Source organism: Fibrobacter sp. UWB11 (genome assembly GCF_900143015.1).
GTDB lineage: Bacteria > Fibrobacterota > Fibrobacteria > Fibrobacterales > Fibrobacteraceae > Fibrobacter.
The window spans coordinates 35,523-60,221 of record NZ_FSRT01000005.1; the positions used below are offsets into that span (position 1 = coordinate 35,523).

Below are 24,699 nucleotides of genomic sequence, written 5' to 3' on the forward strand. Positions count from 1 at the left end.
AAATCTTATGACAAAATTATTACGTACGAATAAAAATAATGTATATTTACGCACAACTTTAAAACAGGAGCCCTTATGCGTTCTAATAAAATAGGTATAGTTCTTACCATTTTTTTAAGCTTTACCCTTACTTCTTGTTGGCTTACCCAAGGCCTTTCTAATTCTAACAAATGCAATTTTACAGAATCAGACAACGAATGGGTTTATCACACGTCTAGTAATTACGACGACGGATCCTACGAAGCCGATGTCAAAGTCACGGTAACGGATACCGGAGCCGTAGAACATTACAATTCGATTAAACGCGGCATGTCAGCCTATACAGGGTGCGATGATCTCACGCTAGTTGTAATGGGTACTGAAGAAAATCCTAGAACTACAACTAACGATAAATTCACAAGTACATCTTACTGCAAAAATAGAGAATTATATGCAGTATCCGATTATTACTACAATTTCAATGCCGAAGACAGCAAATACAAGTCCCGCAAGCAATTGTTCGACAGTCACATGGAATCTTGCAAGAATGCCGGAAAACATTATGGTCCTTTTTAGTAGCGTTCGCAAGCAAAGTTCGTTATAACAAAAAATCCGTCGGCAAACCGGCGGAATTTTTCATACTCTTAAAATCTTAAAAATTAGAATAGACCACAAAGAATTAGCAGTGTTGAACCGCTAAACGCAACGATGAACTTCACCACGAAATCATCGAAAGCAGTACGTTCCGCTTTTTCTTCCGGAACAAAGTATTCCTTCACCATTCCCATTCTCGTCTCGTAACACTTGTAGATTAGCTCTACATTGTAAATATTAATATAATTCAGCAACCATTCAAAGGTTTTTTAAAATTTTATTTACATTACATTCTTTAACTGTAATAACCCTCACATTACAGTTAAAGATCACACGGGATCAAAAGGGGCGAGAGAATTTGTCCCACTTTTTTTGTGGGACAAATCGTTAATTACTTTTGGTTTTCTTCAATCTTCTTGATGGGTTCATCCATCATGCGTTCTGCGATAACTTCCGGCGTTTCTTCAGCAATTGCAGCATTCGATTCTTCCGGCATCCAAGGCTTGTCGAGGTTCTTTTCCCAAGACACCGTCGGAGCTTGCACATCTTCGTGCGATGTATCCACAATCGGGAGGCCCAAAAGCTCACGGGCGCGGTTCAACGCGGCATCGATGTTACCGAGAGCATTTTCTTCACCAAGCTGCTTGAGCACACCGGCACGAGTCAAAGCCACCACCGGCTGGGCATGCACACCGCTCAACAAAAGCTGAGTACCTTCGCGGTTGCAACGGTTGAGCAAGTCTTCAATCATCTGAATACCGGCAGCATCAATGCTCGAAACACTACGCATGCGCAAAATCAAAATCTTCGGCTTTTCCGAGATGCGGTTCATCGTTTCCTTGAACTTGTCCACAGCACCAAAGAAGAGCGAACCAGCAAGTTCGTAAACAACAACACCCTTCGGCACCTGGCGAGAAAGTTCGTTGTGAGCCGCTTCTTCGTCGTCTTCCTTCAAAGCAGAGGTTACCGATTCCACTTCGGCCACATCAGACATACGCTTGATGAAGAGAACTGCAGCAAGGAGCACGCCCACTTCGATAGCGACCGTAAGGTCAATAATCACCGTGAGGAAGAATGCCACGAGCATCACAGTCACATCGCTCTTCGGAGCCTTGAACATCTTGATGACGCTACGGTAACCACACATGTTAAAAGCGACCTGGAAAAGCACCGCAGCAAGGGCGGCCATCGGAATCATTTCGGCATACTTGCCAAGCACGAGCATAATGAGCAAAAGAACAACTGCGTGAACAAGGCCAGAAATCGGGCTCACGGCACCGTTACGGATGTTCGTTGCGGTACGGGCAATAGCACCCGTTGCCGGGATACCGCCAAAAATCGGGCTCAAGATGTTAGCGACACCCTGACCGAAAAGTTCCGTGTTGGAGCGGTGCTTGGTACTCGTCATACCGTCAGCCACCACTGCAGAAAGGAGCGATTCGATAGCGCCGAGCATAGCAATCGTAAGTGCCGGCTGGAACACCTTTTGCATCATTTCGAGGCTGATATTCGGGAGGTGCGGCACCGGGAATCCGCTCGGAATGTGGTTCTTCATGCCAATCGTCACCACGCCGTGACCGTTCACCGGATCGTCCCAGCCAAGGACCTTCACCATCACCGTCGCAACGATAATCGCAATGAGGGAACCCGGAACCTTAGTAGTAATCTTCGGCCACAAAATGCAGACCGCGAGAGCGACAACGCCCACAATCACGGAATAGACGTTCATGGAACCGAAAGAAGAAACGTAAAGCTTGATTTTGCCCACGGCGTCAGCCGGGTCAGCGCCAGCAAACGTAAGACCGAAGAAGTTCGGCACCTGGCCAAGCGCAATAATAATAGCGATACCCGCCGTAAATCCGACCGTCACCGGATACGGGATGAACTTGATAATCGCGCCGAACTTAGCAAGACCGAAAATGACGAGGAAGATACCGGCCAAGAGCGTTGCCGAAGCAAGGCCATCATAACCGTACTGGCTCACGATGCCGTAAACGATCACGATGAATGCGCCCGTCGGGCCGCCAATCTGGAAGCGGGAACCGCCCAACAGCGAGATGATGAAGCCCGCGATAATGGCGGTGTAAAGGCCCTGTTCCGGACCCACTCCAGACGCTATAGCGAACGCAATCGCCAAGGGGAGAGCCAAAATGCCGACAATCAAGCCCGACATCAAGTCGCTAGTGAAATCCTTGCGAGTGTAGCCGCGCTTAAAGCTACGAACGATTTCCGGGGTGATTGTCGAAACGACGCCTGTCAAATACTGCTTGACGGATTCCTTGGCGTGAATATCAGACATTGAAGGTCTCCATATTAAATTCGAGACCCAAATTTAGGAATTTACCCCAATTTCGTTAAGGGGGATAAGTTTTTTTTATAAAATATATTTTACAGCAGACCCTTCTTGGCGGAACGCATCAAGTTCTTGACTTGCTTCTTGTCCATTGCCGGAACGTTCGTATCTTCAAAACGCTTGGACTTGGGCGCACAATCTTCGCAGAGGTGCTTGACCACGGTCCCAAAACTTGCGGCTCCATCGGACATGGACATTTCACGGGAGCGGTAAGAGCGCAGCAAGGCTTCCTTGTGGCACTTGTCGCAAATTCCCATCTTGGGGGCGGCAGGTTCGCGGGGAGAATTGCGCTTCTGCTTGTCCTTTTCGGAATCAATGGAGAAAGCACGGCTCATAGCCGCATTTTTACTAGCAAAACGATTGTCAAAAAGACCCATAATTACATCTCCTTTAAATCTTCTACAAGTCTATCCTGCAAATACAGGGCTAAAAGCATGCAACAAAGCGACGTCGGTTCGCCATTTTCCATAAAGAGGGAGCGTCCGAACTTGCCACGAGCCATCTGTTTTTCCTTGAATTCCTCGGCATATTTTGCAAAATCGAGCAAAGCTATGCGATTTTCGTTCATTTTTATAATTTCGCGGATAGACGTATTTAAAAATTCAACCTCATTTATGGCAATCGGGAACATTTCGCTTGGAATCGTGAGCAAAAACAGGCGCGATTGCGTCTTATTTACGAGTTCATTCACCAAAAGCAACAAAAGATTGGCGACAGAAGCCCCGTCGGCACCGCCTTGATTCAATTCGCGAAGTCCAAGCCCTACAATAATACGGCCTGCATTTTTCCCGATAACATCCGAAGAAAGGCGCGCCTTGATTTGCGATAACGAGACCGCTACGGGCACATTCAAGGAAAACTGTATAGGGCGACTGGGTTCCCGGCAAAGCACAGCTTCTACAAAACGGTTCGCCGCTTCGCCCTTGGGCCCAAATAATTCATCGCCTATAACTAATACTCTGTTTTCCACATAAACAATCTATACTTTAGAATCCGATTTGACCACCGCGATTTCCCAAAAATCGCCTTTTTTTTCACGAGAAAGCACTTTATGGCCATCAGCAATGAGCGATCCGGGCACATTTTCGATAGGAGAGCCTTCATCGAGCAGGATTTTCAGCGTTCGGCCGGTCGGATAACCCGACATGACGATTCTCGAGCGGGCGGCATTGAGGGGGCATTTTACCCCTCGAAGGTCCAAAACAGACGGAATTTCGCCCTGGAGAGCCTGCGGCAAAGGCAAAATTTTCACCTTTTCACAGAAATCGGCGATTTCATCCATGTAATTTTCGGGATTTTCGGACCATTCCCCCACCGGAAACTCGGGGAGCGCACAGCAAACAATCTTCGAAATAGCCTCTTCGGGGGTCAAAAGCGCCGAAGTTCCGCGGCGGATCCATTCCACGCACGCATACATTAACAATTTACGTAAAGATTCTGTAAAACCTGCGGTTTCGCGGTTCGCTTCGATCCAGCGAGCGATTGGAGATGTTAAATTTTTCTTGCGTTCATCTGCCATTTTTTGCATATTTCGCCATTGTAAAAAAGTCTAATCAAACCTATGTAAAAATACACTTTCCAAAGCAAAAAATGGGCTAAATTTCCTTAAAAATGTAGCAAAGGTCACATAGCGTTTCTATATTTGGCCCCAAGCATTCAATAAATGCAAAGGTTACAGTAGAATGAGTACTATACTACTATACGCAATGTTCGTCGTCTACGTTATCGCAGGCGTGGGATTGGTGATTTACGGGTTCAGTTGCTACTACAGCATCTACCTGTTCCTCAAGAACAGCCGCAAGACGCGACTCTCAGACCGCAAAGCGATCTTGAAGTACTACCGCGAACATTCCATGGCAGACCTCCCGCAGGTCACGACCCAGCTCCCGGTTTTTAACGAAGCCAACTGCGTAGAACGACTCCTCGAAGCGGTCTGCGCCATCGACTACCCCAAAGACAAGCACGAAATCCAGGTCTTGGACGACTCTACGGACGAATGTTACGAAGTCACCAAGAAGAAAGTTGCTGAACTTGCCGCACGTGGTTACGACATCAAGCTCATCCACCGCACGAACCGCAAGGACTTCAAGGCTGGCGCCCTCAAGGAAGGCATGGCCGTTGCAAAGGGTGAATTCCTCGCCATCTTCGACGCCGACTTCGTTCCTGAAAAAGACTTCCTCTTGAAGACCGTCCCATACTTGGTCATGGATCCGCAGGTAGGCCTTGTCCAGGGCCGCTGGGGTCACTTGAACCGCACCGAATCCGGTTTGACGCTCGCTCAGTCTATTGGCATTGACGGTCACTTTGTGATTGAACAGTCCGCACGTAGCTGGGGCAAGCTCTTTATGAACTTCAACGGTACCGCCGGTGTCTGGCGCAAGGACGCTATTTACGGTGGTGGCGGCTGGGAAGGCGATACGCTCACCGAAGACATGGACCTTTCTTACCGTTCCCAGCTTGCTGGTTGGAAGATGAAGTTTGTGTTCGACGTGATTGTTCCGGCTGAACTCCCGAACGACATCAACGCTTTCAAGGCTCAGCAGTTCCGTTGGGCAAAGGGTTCCATCCAGACCGCTATCAAGATTTTGCCGAAGGTTTTGCGCTCCAAGGTTCCGTTCCGCGTGAAGATTGGCGCCATCCTCCACACGACGCACTACTCGATCCACCCCTGCATGTTGTTCACCGCACTCTGCGCTTGGCCGTTGCTCGCCTTCTTTGAACCGGTCGGACACCTCCCCACTTGGGCATACACGGTTGGTTTCGCATTCATCTTCCTCGCTGCAATCGCTCCTTCTGTTCTTTACTTTGTCGCCCAGCGTTGCTCCGGCTACACCGGTTGGAAGATCCGCTTGCTCTCGCTCCCCATCTTGATGGCCCTCGGCGTTGGCATCGCAGTCAGCAACTCCCGCGCAGTGTTCGCCGCAGTTCTCGGTACAAAGGGCAGCTTCGTCCGTACCCCGAAGAGCGGTGGTGCAAAGAAGAAGGCCAAGAGCCATTACGCACAGAAGTTCCCGTGGATGGCCCTCCTCGAACTTATCGTTGGCGTCTACTGCATCTTCGGTTTGCTCGAATACATCAACGCCAGCAAGTACATCATCGGACCGTTCCTTGCCCTTTATGCAATCGGATTTCTCTCGGTGAGCGTGCTTAGCTTTATGCATTACATCAGCAACATTTTCGAAGTTCGCAGAGCCATCAAACGCTCTGAATGCGTCGAAGAACAGGCAACGAACTAAGAGTTTATTGCAAGATGCAGCGAGAATCCGCAAACGCTATTCAAGAGGCCCCGCAAAAGCGGGGCTTTTTTGTTGTCCGAGAAAGCCGCGGACGCAAGGCTAGATGTCGCGCCACTCGCCGTCATGCCTAGCACGCAAAACAAGAAGCCGTGCCGTCCATCGTCATGTCGAGTTCGTAGAACGATACATCCAGTTATTTCTAGAAACGCGAGCGGATCTCATCGCGAAATTCGCGAATCGTTTGACAGTCGCGGGATGCACTAGATGTTCGAAATTCGCGGGAATCGCGGACAGTTTGAACGCCGCGAGATTCTTGATATGTACGAGATTTGCGCGAGGCAGTATCGCATGGCGGGAGACCACGGACAAAACGGGAGCGGCAGCGCAAGTCCTCGGCGCGCTCTGTCGCAAAACGAACGTAGTTGTCCGAAGCAGCAGTTGTTCCGTGGAGAAACATCGCGTAAACGTTAAGAGAAACGGCTCCAAGAATCGACGCTATGGCAAGCGCAACGAGCATTTCCAAAAGCGTAAAACCGCGAAATTGCCGTGAATTCATACGCACCTCACCTACACCGCACCAAGCGCTTGAGCGAACATCCACCATGCTCTACGACAGCCCACGCTAAATGCGAATTGCCCGGAACACGGGTGAAGCGAACCGAAATCGCCGACGATCCAAGGGAACTCGAGACATTTTGCGAGAGTGCACCAGTCAAAGAATCCGCACAATTCGAATTATTCGCTATCAAAGATTCCATTGTCGAAAGGACGTTTTCGAACCGTTCTATGCGGTAACGTTCATCCGCAATTTCGCGATTGAAAAAGTTCCATGCGCCAAGCATCGCGGTCGTTCCGATAAGCAAAACCGCCAATGCCACACAAACTTCAGGCAAAGTAAAGCCAAGTCTAGAGTTTATAGCATGGGCAATACAAGATGCCCTGGATACTTCACTTCGTTCAGTATGACGAAAGCACGTCATAAACGCCTCCGAGCAAACACTACAGGCCGAGAATCCATACAAAACGGCAAAAGCGCTCTTGATGAATCGAGCAACACTGCAGAAGAATCGCGGTCCAGAACGCCCGAAGGAGCAAGCGCAACGCCTTCAAAAACAGCCTTTTCAAGAAGCGCCAAACGATTCCCGCGATACCCCACTGCAACAGCAATACTCGGGAAGCCCATTTTAGCATGCCCTGAGATTTCCACATTCCGCTTTGAAAGTAGAATTCCTCCAAGCGAAACATTTCCCGAAACAGTCACGCCTGCAAGCCCGAATATTTCTACAAAGTCCGCACTCACCGCACCTTGCAGAGCCACATTTCCAGCGGCATAAATTCTAAGCGTATCAAAATGAACGTTTCCACGAATCTTGACATCGCCCTCGACTTTCGCCATAAACGAACGTACCGAAACACGCCCGCAGTTTTCGCCAAAGGCCCCCGAACTGCCAAGATCTAACGTCAAATCACCATCGCTCACATTCAACGCCACCGAAGAAGCACGCCCCATAAAAGTTGAATCTAGATTGAAAAAACGACGATTCCCCGAAAGTGACCTGAGACCATCCGACTGCAAAATGCGCTCCCGCAAATTTTGCTCCAAAGAGACGGCACAATGAGCCCATTCCGACGCGGAATAGCGCCCATAAGCATGGCCTAAAAGGAATTGGAACTTTCCAGCCTGCCATAAAGTCCATGGTCCAAGCACGCGAGATTCAACCACCGGAAGTTCCGCAAAATAGCCATCCGAGAAACCTTCAATCTTCGCTATCACAGCCGATTCCGCCAAATACATCTCTTGCGTTTCGTAAGCAACATGCGCTACCGATCGGCGAAGCGGTCCTGGCAAACGAAGCAGCGCAGTCATCAAAATCGAAAGAACAAGCAACACGCCTAGCACTAGCGGCAAAACACTACCGCGCCCCCACCGTGACAATCGATGAGACCTTTGGCGACTCGATCTCATAACGCACCTCCTTACGGCCACAACGCAATACAACTTCATTCCCGCCTATTTCTTTTACGCGATAACTAAAAAGCGAATCTCCGACCGAAAGTGTTTTCGTTTCACCCATCGCCGTTTTCATAAGCGCAACACGTCCACCTACAATTCCAAGCAACTTGCATTCCAACGAATCGCAAGCACTCCGCGATGTTCGCCGACTTCCAGACATTTCATCATACGCGATGCTCGCGCGTCCAAGGTTCCATTTTGCAGGGAGCAAATCGCGATGACCTTCAGCCCACGCCAACAATTCCAAATCACGCGCCGCAGGCGACGACAATTCAACAGCAGGAATATCCTTGTTGGGATGCGCAACTACCGAATGACCAAAAAACATCGTAAGTAACAATCCCAAAGACAATAGCATCAATGCACACATCGACCACCTCCGTTTCTCACAAGGTTTCATCGACTGACATTCATCTAAATCTAGGCCATTCCAAAAAGGATCTTTTGCACCTATTTGGAATAAAGTTTTCATATTCCAAGTTTCATCGCAGCAGATACAAATTTCGCCAAATATGCCTGAACTAGCAAATAATTCATCCGTTTTCAAGAACGATTTAAAGCGTTCCACTCGATTACGGCAACGTTCATCAATGCAATCGCCATATTCAGATTCTTCGGACCAATGGCATAACCGACCTTGCGCAAAAACGAGAATATACAAGACATTTTTCCAAAGCGCAACCAACATCAAATTTCCATTTTCCGCGCAGTCTTCAGCATGCCCCGCGCACATATCATCAAACTTCGAGCACTCCACACCATTCCATCCACCTCGCAATATTTTATCCGCAATAGCATAAAGCGCAATTTGTCGCGGCAGGCAGCAATCAATCTTTTTTCGGTAACATTCAAGCGGTTCATTTGCAATCGACACAAGGTAACGATGTTTACGGCCATCTGATGCGTTGAAAGACACAAGCGGCCAAAAGAACACACAATTTTTTTCGCATTTCCCATCGACAAGATTCGCACCAAACGCATTTCTACAATCCTCATCGAATCGTTTTTGCAATTCCGTTTCCGTGAGAGTTCCATCAAATGCGGTAGTCACCTCCCACGTCATCATCCGCGCTGCAACAGGCGCGATTCGCCTCGTCCACCCCATCATTTCGTTTTCTCCACACTTGGCGTGATAAAAATTGCAAGTTCACTTTCATCCTCTTCTTCGGATGTATAGCTGAACAACCGCCCCAGCAAAGGAATACTCCCCAAGAACGGTACCGCCGAGCGCACTTCCGTTTTGTTCTTGCGAATTAAACCACCCAAACAAAGTGTTTCACCATCGCGCAACACGACCGTCGTCTTCATGTTGCGCGAACTGATATCACGCGGGCCATCGCCGCTGCTCCTGCCCGCCGTCTTAATCTCCGGAGAAACCGAAAGCGTTATCAATCCATCCTGCGTCATCGTCGGCGTAAGCTCCAGCGAAATGCCATCGTTAAACGAGCGGTAATCTGTAATCGGATACCCATCCGCAGAAACTTGACTGACAAGGTAATAGACCGTATTCGTTACATTCAGTTCCGCTTTATTGCCGTTGAGCGTTGTTATGCGCGGGCGCGCAAGAACTTTCGCCTCGTTATTTTCTTCCATCGACGAAAGTTCTAGTTCGAACCGATCCGGCAAAATTCCAATTTTGCCGAACGCACCCGACTTCGAAATATCCTTTCCCAAGAAATCAAAGAATCCACGAGCTTGGATATCGCGCTCCCCTACATTCCGCGTAGCCCCGCTCCGCACGCCAATTGCAAAACCCCGCCCTTTGCGAAATTCGACAATCACACAAGCTAGCGTCACCTGCATTTGCGGCACATCAATCATTTCTAGAAACTCTGCAGCACGTTCCATTGCCCGCGGCGAACCTCCAAGTACAAGCGCATTCTGTTCCCGGTACTCCGAAACACTGATTTCCATACCTTTCATAAATTTTGAAAGCTGCGCCATAGCTTTTTCTGGCGCAACATGCTTTAACGAGTAAACTCGCATATCGGCAAGCGCCTTAGAAGCCCCTTCTTCCGAGACCCAAAGCGACGACGAATCTAGCCGAAACGTGAACGCACTTCCGCGAAAAAGTGATGCTAAAAGTTCCGGCAAAGGAACATTCTTAAAGGACATTTGTACCGTTTCATTCAAGTTTCCATAAATTGCCAAATTAAGTTCAGCCTCATCGGCAATCGCCTTGAGCGCAGACTTTAACGGAACCGACTGCAAATTCACCGAATACAAATCACCCACACGTTCTACTGAAATTTCCGCGCCATCCGGTGAGCTATTCAAAACGTTCCCGTCATTCCCTGTTCTCGCCCGAGAAACACGCAAGCAACCACGCTCCCCGCGCACTTTGAACCCGTTCGATTTCATCAACACTCGAATCGCCTTTTCCGGAACCATTCCCCTCAAGTTTCCAGTCACCACACCATCTACATCGTAATCCGCAAGTACATTCACACCCATATTCAAGCTGAATTCACGAATAAACTCACGAACATTCATGTTCTTGACATCAATCACCGCCCCGGAATCCGTAAGAGCAATTCGGCCGTCCAAAGTTCGCGCTCGGCGAATATGATAAACACTCCCCTCCTGCACCAACTCTAGGCCATTTGCTGCACACAACGCCGTAAGCCCTTCAAAAAGGCTCAGCCCTTCTAGATGAAACGTCACGCGCACATCGTCCGCATCATCCGTCAAAATCGATGTTCCATAAGCTCGCGAAAGAGTCCGCGCCACCTCTGCCATAGGGACTCCGGCAAAATCAAGCATCACCGAACTCGGCGGAGACTTTTCCGAAAAGCGACTCGGCGCAGCACCGACACACAAAAACAATGTCAAGAGGGATATTCCCAAGATCCTCAGAAGCATACGCTTCTCCTAAATGCGCATGCCCGCGTTTCACCAACAAGTGAATAATTGCGGCCCCTGCCCGGGATAAAATTAAAGGATCAAAGGAACGATATAATAAGCGGTTTTCAAAATAGAAAAACTTTTCAAGAAAAGTATGCGACAAATCAAAAAAAGTGCTTTTATAAAGCAAAATAAAATACATGCGGGCGGGGCCCAAGCGCCAACGCTTCTTACTTTATAGACTATTGCAAGATGATTTGAAATTTTCGGAACTTTAGTCCCCAGTGAGGCGAATCACCTCGTTTTTTCGCGAAATTTCAAAGCCTCATTTCAGAATTTTAGAACAAAACATGCGATTTTTAAGCAAAAATGGCACTTTCCTAAAAACTGGCACGATTATTGCTTTATTTAGGGCAAAGGAGTAAAAAACACCCTTAATCAAGGAAGGATTAATTATGAAATCAAAATTCATCGCAGTTCTCACACTTTCGACACTCGCTTTTTTTGCAACAGCATCTGCAAAGAGCAACTTCTCGGATATAAGAAGAGTCAGCAAGGCCGACATTTCCTCCGAAATTTCGACAGAAGTCAAAACCGAAATCACTGACAAGAGCGATTTCGAAAAATTACGTGACGAAAGTAAGGAAGCACGCAAGGAACTCTTGGACAAAATCAAGCTCGACAAGGATGAACTTGCAGTAGTCCCGCCGACACCGCCGAAGGCTGATATCGTTCCGCCGACCCCGAAGACGGAAGAAGAACTCCAGGCCGAACGCGAAGCCCACGAAGCAGAAATGGCAGCCAAGAAGGCCGAACATGAAGCTAAGAAGGCTGAAGAAGAAGCAAAGCGTGCAGAACGTGAAAAAGCAATGAAGGCTGAACACGAAGCTCGCAAGGCTGAAATGGAAGCAAAGCGTGCCGAAGAAGAAGCTAAGCGCGCAGAACGTGAAGAAGCTTTGAAGGCTGAACGCGAAGCTCGCAAGGCTGAAATGGAAGCAAAGAAGGCTGAACTCGAGGCAAAGCGCGCAGAACGCGAAGAAGCTTTGAAGGCCGAACGCGAAGCTCGCAAGGCCGAAATGGAAGCCAAGAAGGCCGAACTTGATGCAAAGCGCGCAGAACGTGAAGAAGCTTTGAAGGCTGAACGCGAAGCTCGCAAGGCCGAAATGGAAGCCAAGAAGGCCGAACTTGATGCAAAGCGCGCAGAACACGAAGAAGCTTTGAAGGCCGAACGCGAAGCACGCAAGGCAGAGATGGAAGCCAAGAAGGCTGAACGTGAAGCCCAGAAAGCTGAAAAAGAATCTGCAAAAGAAGAAAAGACCGTTGCTACGATTGAATAAGGAATTTTAATTCCTTAGAATTGGGCGGCGGAGAAATACCGTCGCCCTCTTTTCGAGTCTTTTCAAGGTTAACGCTATGAAAAACACAAGTAAAATCATCGCACTTTTGACCGGATCGGCGCTCGTGTCGGTTCCGCTTGCACAGCCGGAATCCGATATTGCGACACCTATCGAAAAGACCGAAATTACACAAGGCGTACCCGACCTCGGGCAAAAGCAAAAAGAAGACTGGCAACGTTTACGCGAAGAACGCAAACTAGCTAGACAACAAATTTTATCGGACATCAAGGCAAACGCCAAAGATGAAGTCAAGGACGTTCAAGAAGAATTGCTCCAGCAAAAAGCAAAGAACAACATCGAGAACGAAAATCGAGAAAAAGTCAAAGAAAACGTTATCCGCAAAGGGCCGTTTGAGAATCAAGATAAAATCAAGCCGGGAACCCCTCCATTTGATGTTCCGCGTCCAGGCGAACACGGGCCATTATTCCCCAAAGGTCCAAAGATTTAGCTACTCCAACCCCAACACAAAGCGGTGTCCTAGGACACCGCTTTTTTTAGCTCGTTGCAGGATTCAATTCATCAGAAATCAATTACATCGGAGGCGGAGCGTAGAGATATGCCCCGTTGCTACAGTACAAAACGCAACCATCGATCCCTTTGGTCGTTCCATCACCATCGCAAGCCGTTCCGATATGCGGGCTGGACTGGCAACGGATAGAAGGGTTATCGCACTCTAATTCTTCGGCACATTCGTAAAACCTGTAGCGTTCCACCCACTTGCCATTGACGCAGATGTAGTTTTCGCTTCTATAGAGATCATCATTTGCGTAAATGCGGAGGTCGCGGCTAGATTCCGAACCATCGCAAGGTTCGCTCAGCCATTTGTCGTTGCAATATTCCTTAAGGCCGTACTTGCTGCAAAGTTCGTATTCGCTGTAGCCACATTCCGGAGACAAGGCGTCACATCTGGGAAGTACGGAAATTTCAGACCAGAATCCGTTATGGCATTGATACGGATATCCCGTCTCGCAGTCTTCGGCAATAGTGCCTTCATAAATAGGATCGCAGGAGCCACAGCCGACCATTCCCAGTTTGCATTTGAGCTTGCTGACATGTACGCAAATTTCATCACCCAAGCCGTACTCTTTCCATTTGCCATTTTCGCACTTGTAATGGCCTTCGAATTCACCTTCCCGGTAGCAGGCTTCGCAATATTCCAATTCACCGCGAGCACAGCGCTGATTGTTTTCCGTTTCCTTGACTTCCCACTTTTCACCGTCGCAATAGTAGATGGCTCCGCTTTCGCAATCGGCGATTTCCTTGATGCCATTCGGTTCGCAAAGGCGGTAACCGCATCCGCCCATTCCCGGCTTACATTCGTCCGGCTTGATGTTCAAGCAAGCAACTTTTTCCCAATTGTTGTTTCTGCATTGATAGTTGTCGCCGGTCACGCAGTCCACGGCAGAACTTCCGTTCTGGTTCACGCAATCGCCTTGAGCAGTCATACCATCGTAATCCGAGATATGCTTGCAAGTTCCACGCATTTCTTCAGTGCAACAAACCGGTTCATGGAACTCTTTGTCGCCACAGGATGTTGTCCAACGACCATTCGGGCAAATTTCTGTAGAAGTTTTCCATTCACCGTCTTTACAATAAAGTTCTTTACCCGTACTGCAATCACGGCTTTCAGATTCTAAACGTTCATTGCAAGGATGACAAATACACTTTTCTCCAGGAAGGCAAGCCTCACATTTTACGTCGCTCACATGCTGGCAAGTTTCAATGGGATCGTCTTCATCTTCGCAGCAAACAGGGACATAAAAATCTTTGCCGCGACAAGTTGAAGTCCTATGAGTACCAATCGGACAAGTTTCAACAGAGCTTGAGCTTGACGGATGCTGCACAGACGAGGAACTATTCGCGCAGTAGTAGGTTATGCCCATTTCGCAAAGTTGTTCAACAGTGTAACCGCACTCAGGGAGCAACGCAGCACACTGCGAGCTGAGCGGAATAACGGATGAAGACGAGCTATTTCCGCAGAAGCGGGTCTCGCCCATTCGGCAAAGTTCTTCAACTGTATAGCCGCACTCCGGGGACAACGCATCACACGTCGGGCGAGCAACAATCTCGGACGAAGAACTTTCAGCTAGCGAAGAATTTGTGCTGTTGAAGCTCGGGCCGGCTAGAGTTTCGTTATCGCAAGCAACTAGCGCAAGCGCCGCCAGCGATGCTACGGCTATGCCGCATGACCATCGAGATATTTTACGTTTCATGGTATTTCTCCTTTTTTATATAAACTTTCCCTAAGCCCCTTGCATCCGCAAGGAGTTATGCATTTGCTTTTCACATTTAATTTTTAGCGTTTAGTCTTTAACTTTAATTTTTCACCCACTCGTCTTTTTGACTCAATTCCGAGCAGGTTCCTTCAGACATATCACCGTTCACAGCAATTCTTTCGATTTCAGGACTTTTATCGATTTCGCCACAGAACTCGAAAAGGAAACGCACCATCTGCTGATTCTTCTTTTGGGCACAAGCATCAGCAGCGATATCCAGCACTGTAATCTTATGACTTGAAATCTGGGCAAGGATATGGCCCGCATATTCGCCACCATTAATATTCAGCATGTAAAGGCCACAGTTTTCATCAGCCTCGCCCTTTGCAATTGACGTAGCCAGTTCAGAATATTTCAAAGAAGCATTCGGGAACAAGCTAGGCAATGCGCCAACATTCTGTTTAACAAAGCGAATCACTTTTTCAAGAACATCGAATTCCGTAGCTTCCGCAGGTATCGGGTTTTGCGTATTAGGCGGTTGCGTGTCAGTATTGCCCTTGTTAGCATCTACAAACGTAGCCGCCAAAACATTGTTATCGAAGTTTTCTTTATCCAAATTAAACAAGTGCAAGTAATCGCCCAAGGAATTGCCGTCAGAATTCATAATTGGGGTCCGGCTTTCACCGTCTTGGCTTGCAGAACTTTCAGGCATCGGATCTACATCAAGCCTTTGCGAACTGCTTGACATTTTGCCTTCTTGACGGTCTCTAGAGCTAGAAGATTTTCTTGAATAAGTATTCTGTTCGCTAGAAGACGAAACTGAATTTTCAACATTTGAAGAACTAGAGATCTGCACAGAGTTTTGGTTCGAACTAGACGGTTCCGAACTCGAAAGACGTTCCGCAATGATTTCATTCGGTTCTTCGGAAGTGCCTGCTAAATTTCCATCGCCACACCCCACGCAGAACAAACTTGCACAAAGGAGAACAATGGCAAAAGAAACAAAACTCGACAACTTGATCGTGTAAACTTTAAACTTGTTCATTGCCATTCTCCTTAACATTCTTGGTCAACGGGAATAACTGCAAATTCAATCTATAAACTTGTTCAATATTCTTATCTTCAGCAGCAATGGAAATAATCTTATGGCGAAAATCATCGAGTTCTTTCACAATCTGTTCGTACGTTTGTCGTGAAATGCCCATTGTAACGCCACTAAAATTGCGTTCTTCTTTAGGGAGATCCAACGCCGGAGTCGCAAGCTTGGACATTTGGCGGTGCATACCGCGCAAGGCAAGGCGAGTCGCATCGGGCGTCCCTTTCACGGACACTTCGGACTGTACAAAATTTCCAGATTCCTTCTTTAAAAGCCCAGCCTTTCCCAAGAAGTCAAGCGACTCCTTCACTTCGAGCGCCGAAATCTCGGGATAGCACATCTTAGCCATTTCACCAGGAGTGGCGCCCGGCATAATCGGAGCAAGTTCCCTGAGCACAGGATTGCACCAGGAATCGTAATACTTGAACAAATCACCTTCGAGAACACGAACCTTGTGGACCTTCGCAATTGCAAGCATGCTCTCGTAAGCGGCTTTCTTTTTTTCTTCGGTTTCTGCCTGACCGAATTCGACCATCGCACGGAAATAATCCATTTCAAATCCGACAAGTCCCATTGCAAAGCCAGTGCGTTCAACACCTATACGGCTGAGCTTGCTTTTTCCGTCACACACGACCTTCATATATGAGGGTGAGCTAAATCCCGTAATTTTCGAGAACTCACGCCACGAAAAAGCGGAACAGCGCTTGCGCTCTTCATAAAAGTCTCGCATGTACATGCGGAAATCGGAATATTCGACAATCGGTCTCATACTCCAAAATATACATGGTTTTTCATGCTACGTCAATAGTTTTATGCTACAAAAATGCAGAAAATTATTAAAATTTAAGCAATTTCACAAAAATTCCACATCAAAAAGTTCGTTATGCAACACCCTGTAGCATATACTACTTCATCTCGAACGAGACCATCGTGATATCGTCGAACTGGGGAGCGTTTCCGGCATGCGCTTTTACCGCCATGCGCACTTTTCGACACCTCAACCGGACAGAATCGTTTTTCGATTCATTCAAGACTTTTAGCAAGCGTTCCATTCCAAATTCTTCGTTATTTTCGTTAATCGCCTCGGGAATTCCATCGGTATACGTAAAAATGGCATCTCCCGGTTGCAACTGCGTTTCGAAATCCCTATACCTATAGCCTTCCATCCCCGCAAGAACAAATCCGCTCTTGACATCAGCAATTTCGAAGTCCCCATCTTTATGCTTGATAATCGGTTTTTCGTGCCCGGCATTCGCATAAACAAGCTGTCCAGTCCTGATATTCAATATACCGCAAAGGCACGTCACAAACATATCATGGACATTGTGTTCCGCAAGTTCGTCATTGGCCCGATTCAGCGCTTCGGCAGGCGAAAGTCCCTGTTGCAAATTATGCTTGAGGACAATTTTTGAAACCATCATGAACAGCGCCGCAGGGACACCCTTCCCGGAAACATCCGCAATCAACAACGCGAGATGATCGTCGTCAATAAAAAAGTTGTCGTAAAAGTCACCACCAACTTCCAAAGCGGGGCGCATCACCGCATAAAAGTCAAAGCCATCGACAACGACAGGCCTAGAAAGGCTCGCCCGCTGTATAGCCGTCGCAATGGAAAGCTCCGTGTGGACCTTTTGTTCCTTAGCTGTCACCTCTGTCAAATTTTTCACATAATCTTCCAACTCGACAGCCATTTCTTTATACGAACGAGCGAGCTTTCCGACTTCGGAAGTATAATAGACGTACTTTTGACACTTGTGCAAAATGTTCTGGATTTTCAAATCAATATCAGTTTGCTGACCGATCGTCTTTGCGATTTCGCTCATGCGTTCGATAGGCTTTGTCACGGTCCGTTCCATGTAATACAAAAATCCTAGCGACACCCAAATTCCGATATTGAGAAGCCCGCCAATCAAGAAATACACGTAGCTCCAAAGATAAAGGTTACTCTCCCCATATCTAAGCGCAATAGTTGGGTAACTGGCAATTCCAATCGCTATCGAAATAATGATACTCGACGCCAGAAAGAACAAAATAAATTTTTCGTTTAACGAAAATGAAAAAATGAAATTTTCGGAAGAGCCCGCTTCTTTGCGCATTTTGCGCTGATAATGCAACGACGCCAAAATAAGGTACGGGAAACCGATTACCACCATGGTGATAAACTGGTTAAAGAATATATTGGCAGAAAGCATCGAGAAATAAGATTCATCATACTTGAGCTTTATGACGCTCACGACCATGAACGCCGCGGCGACAGAATCCAGGAGCACAATAAGCATGTACTGGACATTCTTGTGCACCCTGTCGAGCTTAAACTTATTTTCGTCATTTTTACGGAGTTTATTCCAAATTACGGCAGGGACATACCCATAAATAATCTGGATAAAGAATCCTGGAATAAAGATAACGGGCTCATACCCCGACATGATATCGGCAATGAGATTCGCGACCGCGCAACCAAAGACACCCCAAAAGCCAAACGAGATGCCAAACAGCAACGGAAGTGCCGCAACAATTCGAACCTCAGTCGTTTCGGAAATTCTAAACAACTCTCTGCACGGAACTCCGAAAACAAAGAACACAAGCCCACAGAGAAACGCAATAAGAAAATATTTACGTATATCTTTCATACTTCCCCTTCGTCTTTTTCAATATAGTCTTTTTTTGCGTTACCGCATTTTTTCTAACGAGAAATGCAATCTACTTTGGATTATTTAAAAGAAAAACCTTTCAATGATATATTTCAATGGCATTATCACCACATAACACATAATAATATACCAAGCAGTCAACACAGCAAAGGGTAAAATCGGGGCATAACCAACTGCCGCAAAAACAGTCCAATCCTTATTCTGCACCGGCTTGATTTTCACCGAAAAAAGTTCAAGCAGCAATAAAACAGATGCTACCGATAGAGCAAGGAACATTGTAGTTGTCACAAGAACAAAAACAGAGCCAATTAAAACCCGTCCAACAAATTCCGCTAACGGAACAACCTCTTCCGATGATACTCCAGAAGCACCCTTTCTGAACAGATATAAGGGAGTTGCATGCACCGCAAGACACGCCGTAGAGATAAAGGCAATCAATGTCAAAAATTTATCAATAATCTTATCTATCAATTTGACCACCTTATATAGCAAAGAGAAGCTCTAGCCCATCTATCAGGGTTACCCTTCAAGACAACGATTTTATCAGAATAAGGGCCAGGCTCAATCGTGATTCCATCATAAGGTTCAACATCGTAAACGACTTCAACGGAATCCCCTTTTACATCAAGCCCTAAACTTGTTCCCTGAATAACGGCTCCAATGCCACCATGAAAATGAAATCTATAAGTCAAAATATTCTTTCGGACGCCATCATCATCCAGATATTGAAGATGCCATACGTACAATCTGTTTTTGCCTATAAAAAATTCATGTAAAAATGAATCGTCTTGACTTTCTCTTTCCAAAAAAAGTTTCTTGCCCTCTAAGTAACAAGGTTCCTTTTCGCCGACAGATTCTGTCCAAATGGAGTGCTGACGTATAGGATAGATATCGCCTTCAATGGGATTATAACATGAATAGCAAAATACCATATACAAAAGAAACGTCGCGGTGACGAATAATTTCACCAGCCGATCTTTTCTCTTCAAATTACTTATGCTTGTCGACAAATTTTTTTTACTTGTCGAAATAAATTTCTTGAATTTCATCATCGATGCGTATAATGTACAAAATACAGCACACCTAATTTAGCTTCTGCTCAAAAAAATGAATTTGTTTACTATATTAGCTTTCCAGAAACACAAGAAGGAAAATAATGTTAAAAAGAATCGCACTTGCAGCAGCACTTACGGCTACCGCATCTTTTGCTACCTGGGATTTCTTCCCGGTTTTGGAAGGAGGCAGAGGCCAGGCCGAATTAGCCTTCTTTTACTTTAATGTCGAAAAACTTTCCGAAGTACAGATTGCAGCAGGCGCCCGTTATTCTATCACACCGAGCTTTGAAGTAGCAATCGGCATTCCGTTCCTCGCCTACGCCGCATACGATGGAGAATCCTATGATGACGTTGCAGGTCTTGCCCAAATTCAGCTTATGACCCGCTACCAGTTCACACCCAACGTAAACGCATTTGTGGACTTCATTCTCCCCTCTTGCAGCAAAGAAACATGTGACGACGATGGAGCTTTCGGTTTCCACTTCGGTGCCCAGTTCTCCCTAAAATCAAACATCGTAAACTTCGGTTCTGAACTAGGCCTCCAGCTCCACACTTCCGGCGATGACGAAATAAATCCACCTTGGGAATTGAACATCGGTGCAGAAGCTGATTTCGAAGTAAACCCGGTATTCGTTCCGTACATCGGTATTCAAACTCACATTTTGCTCGGCAAGTTCACCTACAAGGGTGAAGGCATTAGCAACGACTTCACTGGCAAAACGGGCTTTGATCCGTACTTCGGCTTTACCGCAAACATCACTCCGCAATTCTATGCAGGCGCAGAACTCAGATTCGGCATTGGCGAAGAATACTACGGCAAGTACACGCGTATGATGCTCGGAATCAAAGCGGGCATCAACTTCTAAAAAAATTCCACTTAGACTTTGCACTCTAGATAAAACATCTAGAGTGTTTTTTCGACCTTTTAAAATGCTCTAATGTGCAGTATTCAAAATTTTTATATATTTGCATGACGATCATAGCTAACGCGAAAAAGCCCCATTGAGGTTGCTGAGAAAATCGTTTGCTATATATGGAATTGAATTTTAAAGAGATTGATTAATGGCAGCTACGAAATATACAGAAGACAGCATCAAATCCCTAGAGTGGCATGAACATATACGTCTGCGTCCCGGCATGTACATCGGTAAGCTTGGCGACGGACAGAGCCCGGACGACGGCATTTACGTGCTCGTCAAGGAAATTATCGACAACTCCATCGACGAATTCGTGATGGGTGCGGGCAAAAAAATTGAAATTGATATCGACGACCACGCAGCACGCGTGCGCGACTACGGTCGTGGTATTCCTCTCGGCAAGGTCATCGACTGCGTATCGAAGATCAACACGGGTGGTAAGTACGATTCCGAAGCGTTCCAGAAGTCGGTTGGTTTGAACGGTGTGGGTACAAAGGCCGTGAACGCCCTTTCCACAAAGTTCATCGTCAAGAGTTTCCGCGACGGCCGCATGAAGCAGGCTGAATTCTGCCGCGGTGTGCTTGTGCAGGACTACAAGGAATGTGCAACAACCGAAAAGAACGGTACCGAGATTTACTTTGAACCGGATGCCGATATTTTCAAGAACTACCGCTTCCTTCCGGCCTACATGGAAGAGAAGGTCTGGAACTACGCGTACTTGAACAACGGCCTCCAGCTCGTGATGAACGACAAGGTCTACACAAGCCCGAACGGCCTTTTGGACCTTTTGAACAAGCATGTGGACGACACTATCCGCTATCCGGTAATTCATTTTAAGGACAAGGATATCGAATGTGCCTTCACGCACGGCAACCAGTACGGTGAACATTACTACAGCTTTGTGAACGGCCAGCACACCACGCAGGGCGGTACGCACCAGCAGGCATTCCGCGAAGGCATCGTCAAGGGCGCCCGCGACCACTTCAAGAAGGATCTTGACCCATCCGATGTTCGCAACTGCATCATCGGAGCGATTTCCGTACGCATCCAGGAACCGGTGTTCGAATCGCAGACAAAGACGAAGCTTGGCTCGACGACGGTTTCGCCGGGCGGAGCCCAGTTGCGCTCCTGGGTCGTCGATTACGTCGCAAGCCAGTTCGACAACTACTTGCACAAGAACCCGGAAACCGAAAAGGCTTTGCTCAACCGCATCACGCAGAACGAACGCGAACGCAAGGAAATCGCAGGCATCAAGAAGCTTGCGAACGAACGCGCGAAGAAGGCTAACTTGCACAATCGCAAGCTGCGCGACTGCAAGATTCACCTCACCGACGTCAAAAACGCGCTCAACCGCGAATCGATGATATTCATTACAGAAGGTGATTCCGCATCCGGCTCTATCACCAAGGCCCGCAACGTGCAGACGCAAGCTGTGTTTAGCCTCCGCGGTAAGCCGCTGAACAGCTTTGGCATGACGAAGAAGGTCGTGTACGAGAACGAAGAATTTAACTTGTTGCAACACGCACTCGATATCGAAAACGGTCTCGAGAACTTGCGTTACGACAAAGTGATTATCGCGACCGATGCTGATGTGGACGGTATGCATATTCGCCTTTTGCTCATGACGTTCTTCTTGCAGTTCTTCCCGGAACTCGTGGAACAGAAGCACCTGTACATCTTGCAGACACCGCTTTTCCGCGTGCGTAACAAGCAGGTGACCAAGTACTGCTACGATGAAACCGAACGCGACAAGGCTGCAAAGGAAATCGGCAAGACCGGTCTCGAAATCACTCGATTCAAAGGTCTTGGCGAAATCAGCCCGGAAGAATTCGGACAGTTCATCAACGAGGACATGCGCCTTGAAACAGTGAGCATTCCGCCCGACGCAACACTCGGCAAGATGCTGGAATACTACATGGGCAACAACACGCCGAGCCGACAGGAGCACATTGTGCAGAACCTGCGAGCAGAAGCAGTGGAAGAACTGTAGCGGTCATCGGCCGTTAGTCATTAGTTTTTAGTTTATAGTTTGGCGACTTCGTCGCGATTAAAAAACTAATGACCATTGACTAAAAGCTATTGACTAAACCTTAAATATCTACAGAAAAAGCTCGCGATTCCAAAGGTCGCGAGCTTTTTATTTTTTAATGGAGATGCCCGCTCAAGGCGGGCATGACATATGACTTACACTTTATGGAGACTTTGCGTCTTGGGGCCTTTCACGCCGGCAGGGAGAATCATCATGACCTTTTCCATGCGGGTGCCGTCCATGCGCAAAACGCGGAACGTGTAACCCTGAATCTTGACTTCGGCGCCTGGCGACGGGATGATACCAAGCGTAGCCTGGATGAGGCCGGAAAGCGTTTCCACGTGGGAATTCTCAGGCGGCTTGAGTTCTACGTCGAGTTCGTATTCCAAGTCCGAAAGCGTCATCAGCGGATCGAGAATGTAGCGTCCGTCCTTCAACTTCTGCACGTCCTCGTCTTCGTCCATGTCGTCTTCGTCGCGGATTTCACCGACGATTTCTTCAAGAATGTCTTCGAGCGTCACAAGGCCAGCCGTGCCGCCGTATTCATCGACAACAATGGCGAGCTGGTTACCCGTCTTGCGGAGTTCCGTCAACAGGTCATCAATCTTCTTGTGGTACGGCACGTAGACCGGCGGCATCACGAGCTTCATCAAGTCAAACGGTTCGTCGCGATGTTCCGTGTACCATTCCAAGAAGTCGCGGTTCGAAAGGATACCGACAATGTTGTCGACCGTTTCCTTGTAAACCGGCAAGCGCGAATGGCGTTCGTTGTTCAAGACCTTCACCAAATCATCAAGCGACGTGTCCACATCAATCGCGCACATGTCCACACGCGGCGTCATGATTTCGCGCACCGGCGTTTCCACGAAGTCGAAGATATTGAGGATCATCTGGCGTTCTTCTTTTTCAAGCCCTTCTTCACTGAGCGAAGAATCCGAAAGGTCTGCCTGTACAGCATCACGGCGTTCTTCGGGCAAGAAGCTGAGCTTTGCATCGTAACCCAGAGCGTTCAACAACTTGAGGTAAATAGTATGGCAAACGCGACCCACCGGTACGAACGGCATGCGGATGAACCTGTACAACGGCACAAGAACAACGGACAAAGTATCCGGTTTCAAGTTACCAATCAAGTTCGGGCAGAAAATAGTCACCACATAAATCACGGCACAAGCGCAAAGCATGTACGCCATGATTCCGAGCAACCAAAAATCGTGAGTCCACTGCCACGGGGCATTCGAGAACAGATAAAATCCGAACACACCGATTCCCACGTCCGAAAAAATTCGGCCAATGGAGACGGTTTCGTTGTAACCGCGGTTTTCAACGATCTTTGCAATCTTTGCTTCGCGATCCGTACGGTCATGGTCTTCACGCTTGGCATAAATGGCTGCAAAGACAGCCTTGACCAAAGTAAAAGACGCCGAAATAAAAAGAAAGAAAACGAGAAGAACAATAGCAATGGTGTTCGTATCACCCATTTTCCATGCTCTCCTTGTCCTTGTATGGATCCAGTCCCAAGAACTCACATTCGCGGGCGCGCATCACCTTGCGGTCGACAGCCTTGATATGGTCGTACCCCGACAGGTGGAGCAAGCCATGGACAATCACGCGCTTCATCTCGGCAAAAAAACTGTTGCCGTACTGCGGGGCCTGGCGCTTGACCTGGTCCCTCGCGATGTAGATTTCGCCGAGCATTTCTTCTTCGCCCGGGATTTCTTCGTGCCATTCGAACGAAAGCACGTCCGTCACTTTGTCGAGCCCGCGATAGTTCTTGTTCATCTCGCGAACGAACTCGTCCGTGCAGAGCACGATATTGACGTTATTTTCCGTGCCTTCTTCGGCAAGGAGTTTGCGGGCCATGGCTTCGAACTTATCCTTCCACGGGAAGGATTCGATATTCCCCTCGCACAGGAAATCGATAGTGTAGTCTTTCTTTTTACTAGCAGGGTCTGGCATTAAATGTTATACCACTTTTTTAATACGTTGATAATGGCTTCGGCTTGCGCCTTGCCTGTAATCTTGAACTTGCCTTGGGGCTTGAACATGCCTTGCATTTTTCGGTAACGGCGCAGAGAAACTTTCGGTTCGCTGAATTCACCCGTTTTCGGATCGCGGTCCTGATAGAAGAACATCACGGTCGGCCAGGCGCCCTTCGACAGGACTTCCTTGCTCAATTCCTTGATGACGACTTCGCCGGTTTCTTCGTCGGTATATTCGACGGTCAAATCTTCGACTTCTGCACTCATTTTTACCTCCAATGAAACACAAGTACTATACAATTATAACATTATTCTTTAAGGTGTTAGGGGCAAGAGTTA

At 47.5% G+C, this 24,699-nt stretch carries 25 protein-coding genes; 6 read left to right on the forward strand and 19 right to left on the reverse strand.

The genetic code is table 11. The features are described 5' to 3' along the window. The first annotated feature begins 75 nt into the window (after window positions 1-75). Window positions 76-555: a hypothetical protein gene (locus BUQ91_RS14775; RefSeq protein WP_074209827.1), complete on the forward strand. Its 480-nt coding sequence runs from the start codon at window positions 76-78 to the stop codon at window positions 553-555. A gap of 83 nt (window positions 556-638) precedes the next feature. Here BUQ91_RS14775 and BUQ91_RS15985 read toward each other — a convergent pair whose 3' ends face one another. The 5 genes from BUQ91_RS15985 to BUQ91_RS14795 all read right to left on the reverse strand — a co-directional run bounded on the left by BUQ91_RS15985 (window position 639) and on the right by BUQ91_RS14795 (window position 4,454). After that, window positions 639-767, reverse strand: a complete 129-nt coding sequence (locus tag BUQ91_RS15985; protein WP_256375011.1) for a hypothetical protein — start codon at window positions 765-767, stop codon at window positions 639-641. A 197-nt stretch (window positions 768-964) separates the two neighbouring features. Beyond that, window positions 965-2,872 carry a SulP family inorganic anion transporter gene (locus BUQ91_RS14780; RefSeq protein WP_074209828.1) on the reverse strand — a complete coding sequence of 636 codons (1,908 nt, stop codon included), beginning with the start codon at window positions 2,870-2,872 and terminating at the stop codon, window positions 965-967. An 89-nt stretch (window positions 2,873-2,961) separates the two neighbouring features. Next, window positions 2,962-3,303, reverse strand: coding sequence for a hypothetical protein (locus BUQ91_RS14785; RefSeq protein WP_074209829.1), 342 nt, complete (start codon window positions 3,301-3,303; stop codon window positions 2,962-2,964). 2 nt (window positions 3,304-3,305) lie between these two features. Further along, window positions 3,306-3,896 (reverse strand): hypothetical protein, encoded by a 591-nt coding sequence (locus BUQ91_RS14790; RefSeq protein ID WP_074209830.1) that lies wholly within the window; start codon window positions 3,894-3,896, stop codon window positions 3,306-3,308. 9 nt (window positions 3,897-3,905) lie between these two features. Continuing rightward, complete coding sequence (locus tag BUQ91_RS14795) at window positions 3,906-4,454, reverse strand: sulfurtransferase TusA family protein (RefSeq protein ID WP_074209831.1); 549 nt, start codon at window positions 4,452-4,454, stop codon at window positions 3,906-3,908. A 154-nt stretch (window positions 4,455-4,608) separates the two neighbouring features. Between BUQ91_RS14795 and BUQ91_RS14800 the strand changes: the two genes are divergently transcribed. Then, complete coding sequence (locus BUQ91_RS14800; protein ID WP_074209832.1) at window positions 4,609-6,162, forward strand: glycosyltransferase; 1,554 nt, start codon at window positions 4,609-4,611, stop codon at window positions 6,160-6,162. Window positions 6,163-6,361: 199 nt separating this feature from the next. Here the strand turns inward: BUQ91_RS14800 and BUQ91_RS14805 are convergent, their stop codons facing one another. From BUQ91_RS14805 to BUQ91_RS14825, 5 genes are read right to left on the reverse strand one after another with little or no spacing between them, the layout of a single operon-like run. After that, complete coding sequence (locus BUQ91_RS14805; RefSeq protein WP_074209833.1) at window positions 6,362-6,718, reverse strand: prepilin-type N-terminal cleavage/methylation domain-containing protein; 357 nt, start codon at window positions 6,716-6,718, stop codon at window positions 6,362-6,364. A gap of 7 nt (window positions 6,719-6,725) precedes the next feature. Then, window positions 6,726-7,142 (reverse strand): type IV pilus modification PilV family protein, encoded by a 417-nt coding sequence (locus BUQ91_RS14810; protein ID WP_139299759.1) that lies wholly within the window; start codon window positions 7,140-7,142, stop codon window positions 6,726-6,728. Further along, window positions 7,139-8,128: a bactofilin family protein gene (locus BUQ91_RS14815; RefSeq protein WP_139299760.1), complete on the reverse strand. Its 990-nt coding sequence runs from the start codon at window positions 8,126-8,128 to the stop codon at window positions 7,139-7,141. The genes BUQ91_RS14810 and BUQ91_RS14815 overlap by 4 nt, the downstream gene beginning before the upstream one ends. After that, the gene (locus BUQ91_RS14820) at window positions 8,076-9,284 is read right to left on the reverse strand and encodes a hypothetical protein (RefSeq protein ID WP_074209836.1); all 1,209 of its coding nucleotides are present in this window, start codon (window positions 9,282-9,284) and stop codon (window positions 8,076-8,078) included. Before BUQ91_RS14820 ends, BUQ91_RS14815 begins: the two co-directional genes overlap by 53 nt. Further along, window positions 9,281-11,038 carry a type II secretion system protein GspD gene (locus tag BUQ91_RS14825; protein WP_074209837.1) on the reverse strand — a complete coding sequence of 586 codons (1,758 nt, stop codon included), beginning with the start codon at window positions 11,036-11,038 and terminating at the stop codon, window positions 9,281-9,283. The genes BUQ91_RS14820 and BUQ91_RS14825 overlap by 4 nt, the downstream gene beginning before the upstream one ends. A 437-nt stretch (window positions 11,039-11,475) precedes the next feature. Between BUQ91_RS14825 and BUQ91_RS14830 the strand changes: the two genes are divergently transcribed. Together BUQ91_RS14830 and BUQ91_RS14835 are read left to right on the forward strand one after the other, a co-directional pair. Next, the gene (locus BUQ91_RS14830; protein WP_074209838.1) at window positions 11,476-12,357 is read left to right on the forward strand and encodes a hypothetical protein; all 882 of its coding nucleotides are present in this window, start codon (window positions 11,476-11,478) and stop codon (window positions 12,355-12,357) included. 76 nt (window positions 12,358-12,433) lie between these two features. Beyond that, on the forward strand, window positions 12,434-12,865 hold the full coding sequence (locus BUQ91_RS14835; protein ID WP_074209839.1) for a hypothetical protein: 432 nt from the start codon (window positions 12,434-12,436) through the stop codon (window positions 12,863-12,865). Window positions 12,866-12,947: 82 nt separating this feature from the next. Here BUQ91_RS14835 and BUQ91_RS14840 read toward each other — a convergent pair whose 3' ends face one another. The 6 genes from BUQ91_RS14840 to BUQ91_RS14865 all read right to left on the reverse strand — a co-directional run bounded on the left by BUQ91_RS14840 (window position 12,948) and on the right by BUQ91_RS14865 (window position 19,432). Further along, window positions 12,948-14,630 carry a hypothetical protein gene (locus tag BUQ91_RS14840; RefSeq protein WP_074209840.1) on the reverse strand — a complete coding sequence of 561 codons (1,683 nt, stop codon included), beginning with the start codon at window positions 14,628-14,630 and terminating at the stop codon, window positions 12,948-12,950. A gap of 103 nt (window positions 14,631-14,733) precedes the next feature. Beyond that, the gene (locus BUQ91_RS14845; RefSeq protein ID WP_074209841.1) at window positions 14,734-15,678 is read right to left on the reverse strand and encodes a hypothetical protein; all 945 of its coding nucleotides are present in this window, start codon (window positions 15,676-15,678) and stop codon (window positions 14,734-14,736) included. Further along, window positions 15,665-16,498 carry a TIGR02147 family protein gene (locus BUQ91_RS14850; RefSeq protein ID WP_072826743.1) on the reverse strand — a complete coding sequence of 278 codons (834 nt, stop codon included), beginning with the start codon at window positions 16,496-16,498 and terminating at the stop codon, window positions 15,665-15,667. The genes BUQ91_RS14845 and BUQ91_RS14850 overlap by 14 nt, the downstream gene beginning before the upstream one ends. Before the next feature lie 136 nt (window positions 16,499-16,634). Further along, window positions 16,635-18,359, reverse strand: coding sequence for a SpoIIE family protein phosphatase (locus BUQ91_RS14855; RefSeq protein WP_074209842.1), 1,725 nt, complete (start codon window positions 18,357-18,359; stop codon window positions 16,635-16,637). A gap of 84 nt (window positions 18,360-18,443) precedes the next feature. Beyond that, complete coding sequence (locus BUQ91_RS14860) at window positions 18,444-18,851, reverse strand: hypothetical protein (protein ID WP_139299761.1); 408 nt, start codon at window positions 18,849-18,851, stop codon at window positions 18,444-18,446. Next, window positions 18,848-19,432, reverse strand: a complete 585-nt coding sequence (locus tag BUQ91_RS14865; RefSeq protein ID WP_074209844.1) for a hypothetical protein — start codon at window positions 19,430-19,432, stop codon at window positions 18,848-18,850. The genes BUQ91_RS14860 and BUQ91_RS14865 overlap by 4 nt, the downstream gene beginning before the upstream one ends. Window positions 19,433-19,536: 104 nt before the next feature. Between BUQ91_RS14865 and BUQ91_RS14870 the strand changes: the two genes are divergently transcribed. After that, complete coding sequence (locus BUQ91_RS14870; RefSeq protein ID WP_074209845.1) at window positions 19,537-20,301, forward strand: hypothetical protein; 765 nt, start codon at window positions 19,537-19,539, stop codon at window positions 20,299-20,301. Window positions 20,302-20,497: 196 nt separating this feature from the next. Beyond that, window positions 20,498-22,342, forward strand: coding sequence for a DNA topoisomerase IV subunit B (locus BUQ91_RS14875; RefSeq protein ID WP_074209846.1), 1,845 nt, complete (start codon window positions 20,498-20,500; stop codon window positions 22,340-22,342). A 194-nt stretch (window positions 22,343-22,536) separates the two neighbouring features. Here BUQ91_RS14875 and BUQ91_RS14880 read toward each other — a convergent pair whose 3' ends face one another. From BUQ91_RS14880 to BUQ91_RS14890, 3 genes are read right to left on the reverse strand one after another with little or no spacing between them, the layout of a single operon-like run. Beyond that, window positions 22,537-23,859 carry a hemolysin family protein gene (locus BUQ91_RS14880; RefSeq protein ID WP_074209847.1) on the reverse strand — a complete coding sequence of 441 codons (1,323 nt, stop codon included), beginning with the start codon at window positions 23,857-23,859 and terminating at the stop codon, window positions 22,537-22,539. Beyond that, entirely contained in the window at window positions 23,852-24,337 is a 486-nt protein-coding gene (gene ybeY / locus BUQ91_RS14885) for an rRNA maturation RNase YbeY (protein WP_074209848.1), read from the reverse strand. Before ybeY ends, BUQ91_RS14880 begins: the two co-directional genes overlap by 8 nt. Beyond that, entirely contained in the window at window positions 24,337-24,627 is a 291-nt protein-coding gene (locus BUQ91_RS14890) for a hypothetical protein (RefSeq protein WP_072826735.1), read from the reverse strand. The genes ybeY and BUQ91_RS14890 overlap by 1 nt, the downstream gene beginning before the upstream one ends. Window positions 24,628-24,699 lie beyond the last annotated feature (72 nt).

Coding starts and splice junctions, on each gene's coding strand:
- BUQ91_RS14815 (WP_139299760.1), bottom strand. CDS start 8,128: ATGAGATCGAGTCGCCAAAGGTCTCATCGATTGTCACGGTGGGGGCGC.
- BUQ91_RS14890 (WP_072826735.1), bottom strand. CDS start 24,627: ATGAGTGCAGAAGTCGAAGATTTGACCGTCGAATATACCGACGAAGAA.
- BUQ91_RS14810 (WP_139299759.1), bottom strand. CDS start 7,142: ATGACGTGCTTTCGTCATACTGAACGAAGTGAAGTATCCAGGGCATCT.
- BUQ91_RS14875 (WP_074209846.1), top strand. CDS start 20,498: ATGGCAGCTACGAAATATACAGAAGACAGCATCAAATCCCTAGAGTGG.
- BUQ91_RS14825 (WP_074209837.1), bottom strand. CDS start 11,038: ATGCTTCTGAGGATCTTGGGAATATCCCTCTTGACATTGTTTTTGTGT.
- BUQ91_RS14840 (WP_074209840.1), bottom strand. CDS start 14,630: ATGAAACGTAAAATATCTCGATGGTCATGCGGCATAGCCGTAGCATCG.
- BUQ91_RS14845 (WP_074209841.1), bottom strand. CDS start 15,678: ATGAACAAGTTTAAAGTTTACACGATCAAGTTGTCGAGTTTTGTTTCT.
- BUQ91_RS15985 (WP_256375011.1), bottom strand. CDS start 767: ATGGGAATGGTGAAGGAATACTTTGTTCCGGAAGAAAAAGCGGAACGT.
- BUQ91_RS14880 (WP_074209847.1), bottom strand. CDS start 23,859: ATGGGTGATACGAACACCATTGCTATTGTTCTTCTCGTTTTCTTTCTT.
- BUQ91_RS14800 (WP_074209832.1), top strand. CDS start 4,609: ATGAGTACTATACTACTATACGCAATGTTCGTCGTCTACGTTATCGCA.
- BUQ91_RS14855 (WP_074209842.1), bottom strand. CDS start 18,359: ATGAAAGATATACGTAAATATTTTCTTATTGCGTTTCTCTGTGGGCTT.
- BUQ91_RS14865 (WP_074209844.1), bottom strand. CDS start 19,432: ATGATGAAATTCAAGAAATTTATTTCGACAAGTAAAAAAAATTTGTCG.
- BUQ91_RS14835 (WP_074209839.1), top strand. CDS start 12,434: ATGAAAAACACAAGTAAAATCATCGCACTTTTGACCGGATCGGCGCTC.
- ybeY (WP_074209848.1), bottom strand. CDS start 24,337: ATGCCAGACCCTGCTAGTAAAAAGAAAGACTACACTATCGATTTCCTG.
- BUQ91_RS14870 (WP_074209845.1), top strand. CDS start 19,537: ATGTTAAAAAGAATCGCACTTGCAGCAGCACTTACGGCTACCGCATCT.
- BUQ91_RS14830 (WP_074209838.1), top strand. CDS start 11,476: ATGAAATCAAAATTCATCGCAGTTCTCACACTTTCGACACTCGCTTTT.
- BUQ91_RS14775 (WP_074209827.1), top strand. CDS start 76: ATGCGTTCTAATAAAATAGGTATAGTTCTTACCATTTTTTTAAGCTTT.
- BUQ91_RS14850 (WP_072826743.1), bottom strand. CDS start 16,498: ATGAGACCGATTGTCGAATATTCCGATTTCCGCATGTACATGCGAGAC.
- BUQ91_RS14785 (WP_074209829.1), bottom strand. CDS start 3,303: ATGGGTCTTTTTGACAATCGTTTTGCTAGTAAAAATGCGGCTATGAGC.
- BUQ91_RS14805 (WP_074209833.1), bottom strand. CDS start 6,718: ATGAATTCACGGCAATTTCGCGGTTTTACGCTTTTGGAAATGCTCGTT.
- BUQ91_RS14795 (WP_074209831.1), bottom strand. CDS start 4,454: ATGCAAAAAATGGCAGATGAACGCAAGAAAAATTTAACATCTCCAATC.
- BUQ91_RS14820 (WP_074209836.1), bottom strand. CDS start 9,284: ATGATGGGGTGGACGAGGCGAATCGCGCCTGTTGCAGCGCGGATGATG.
- BUQ91_RS14780 (WP_074209828.1), bottom strand. CDS start 2,872: ATGTCTGATATTCACGCCAAGGAATCCGTCAAGCAGTATTTGACAGGC.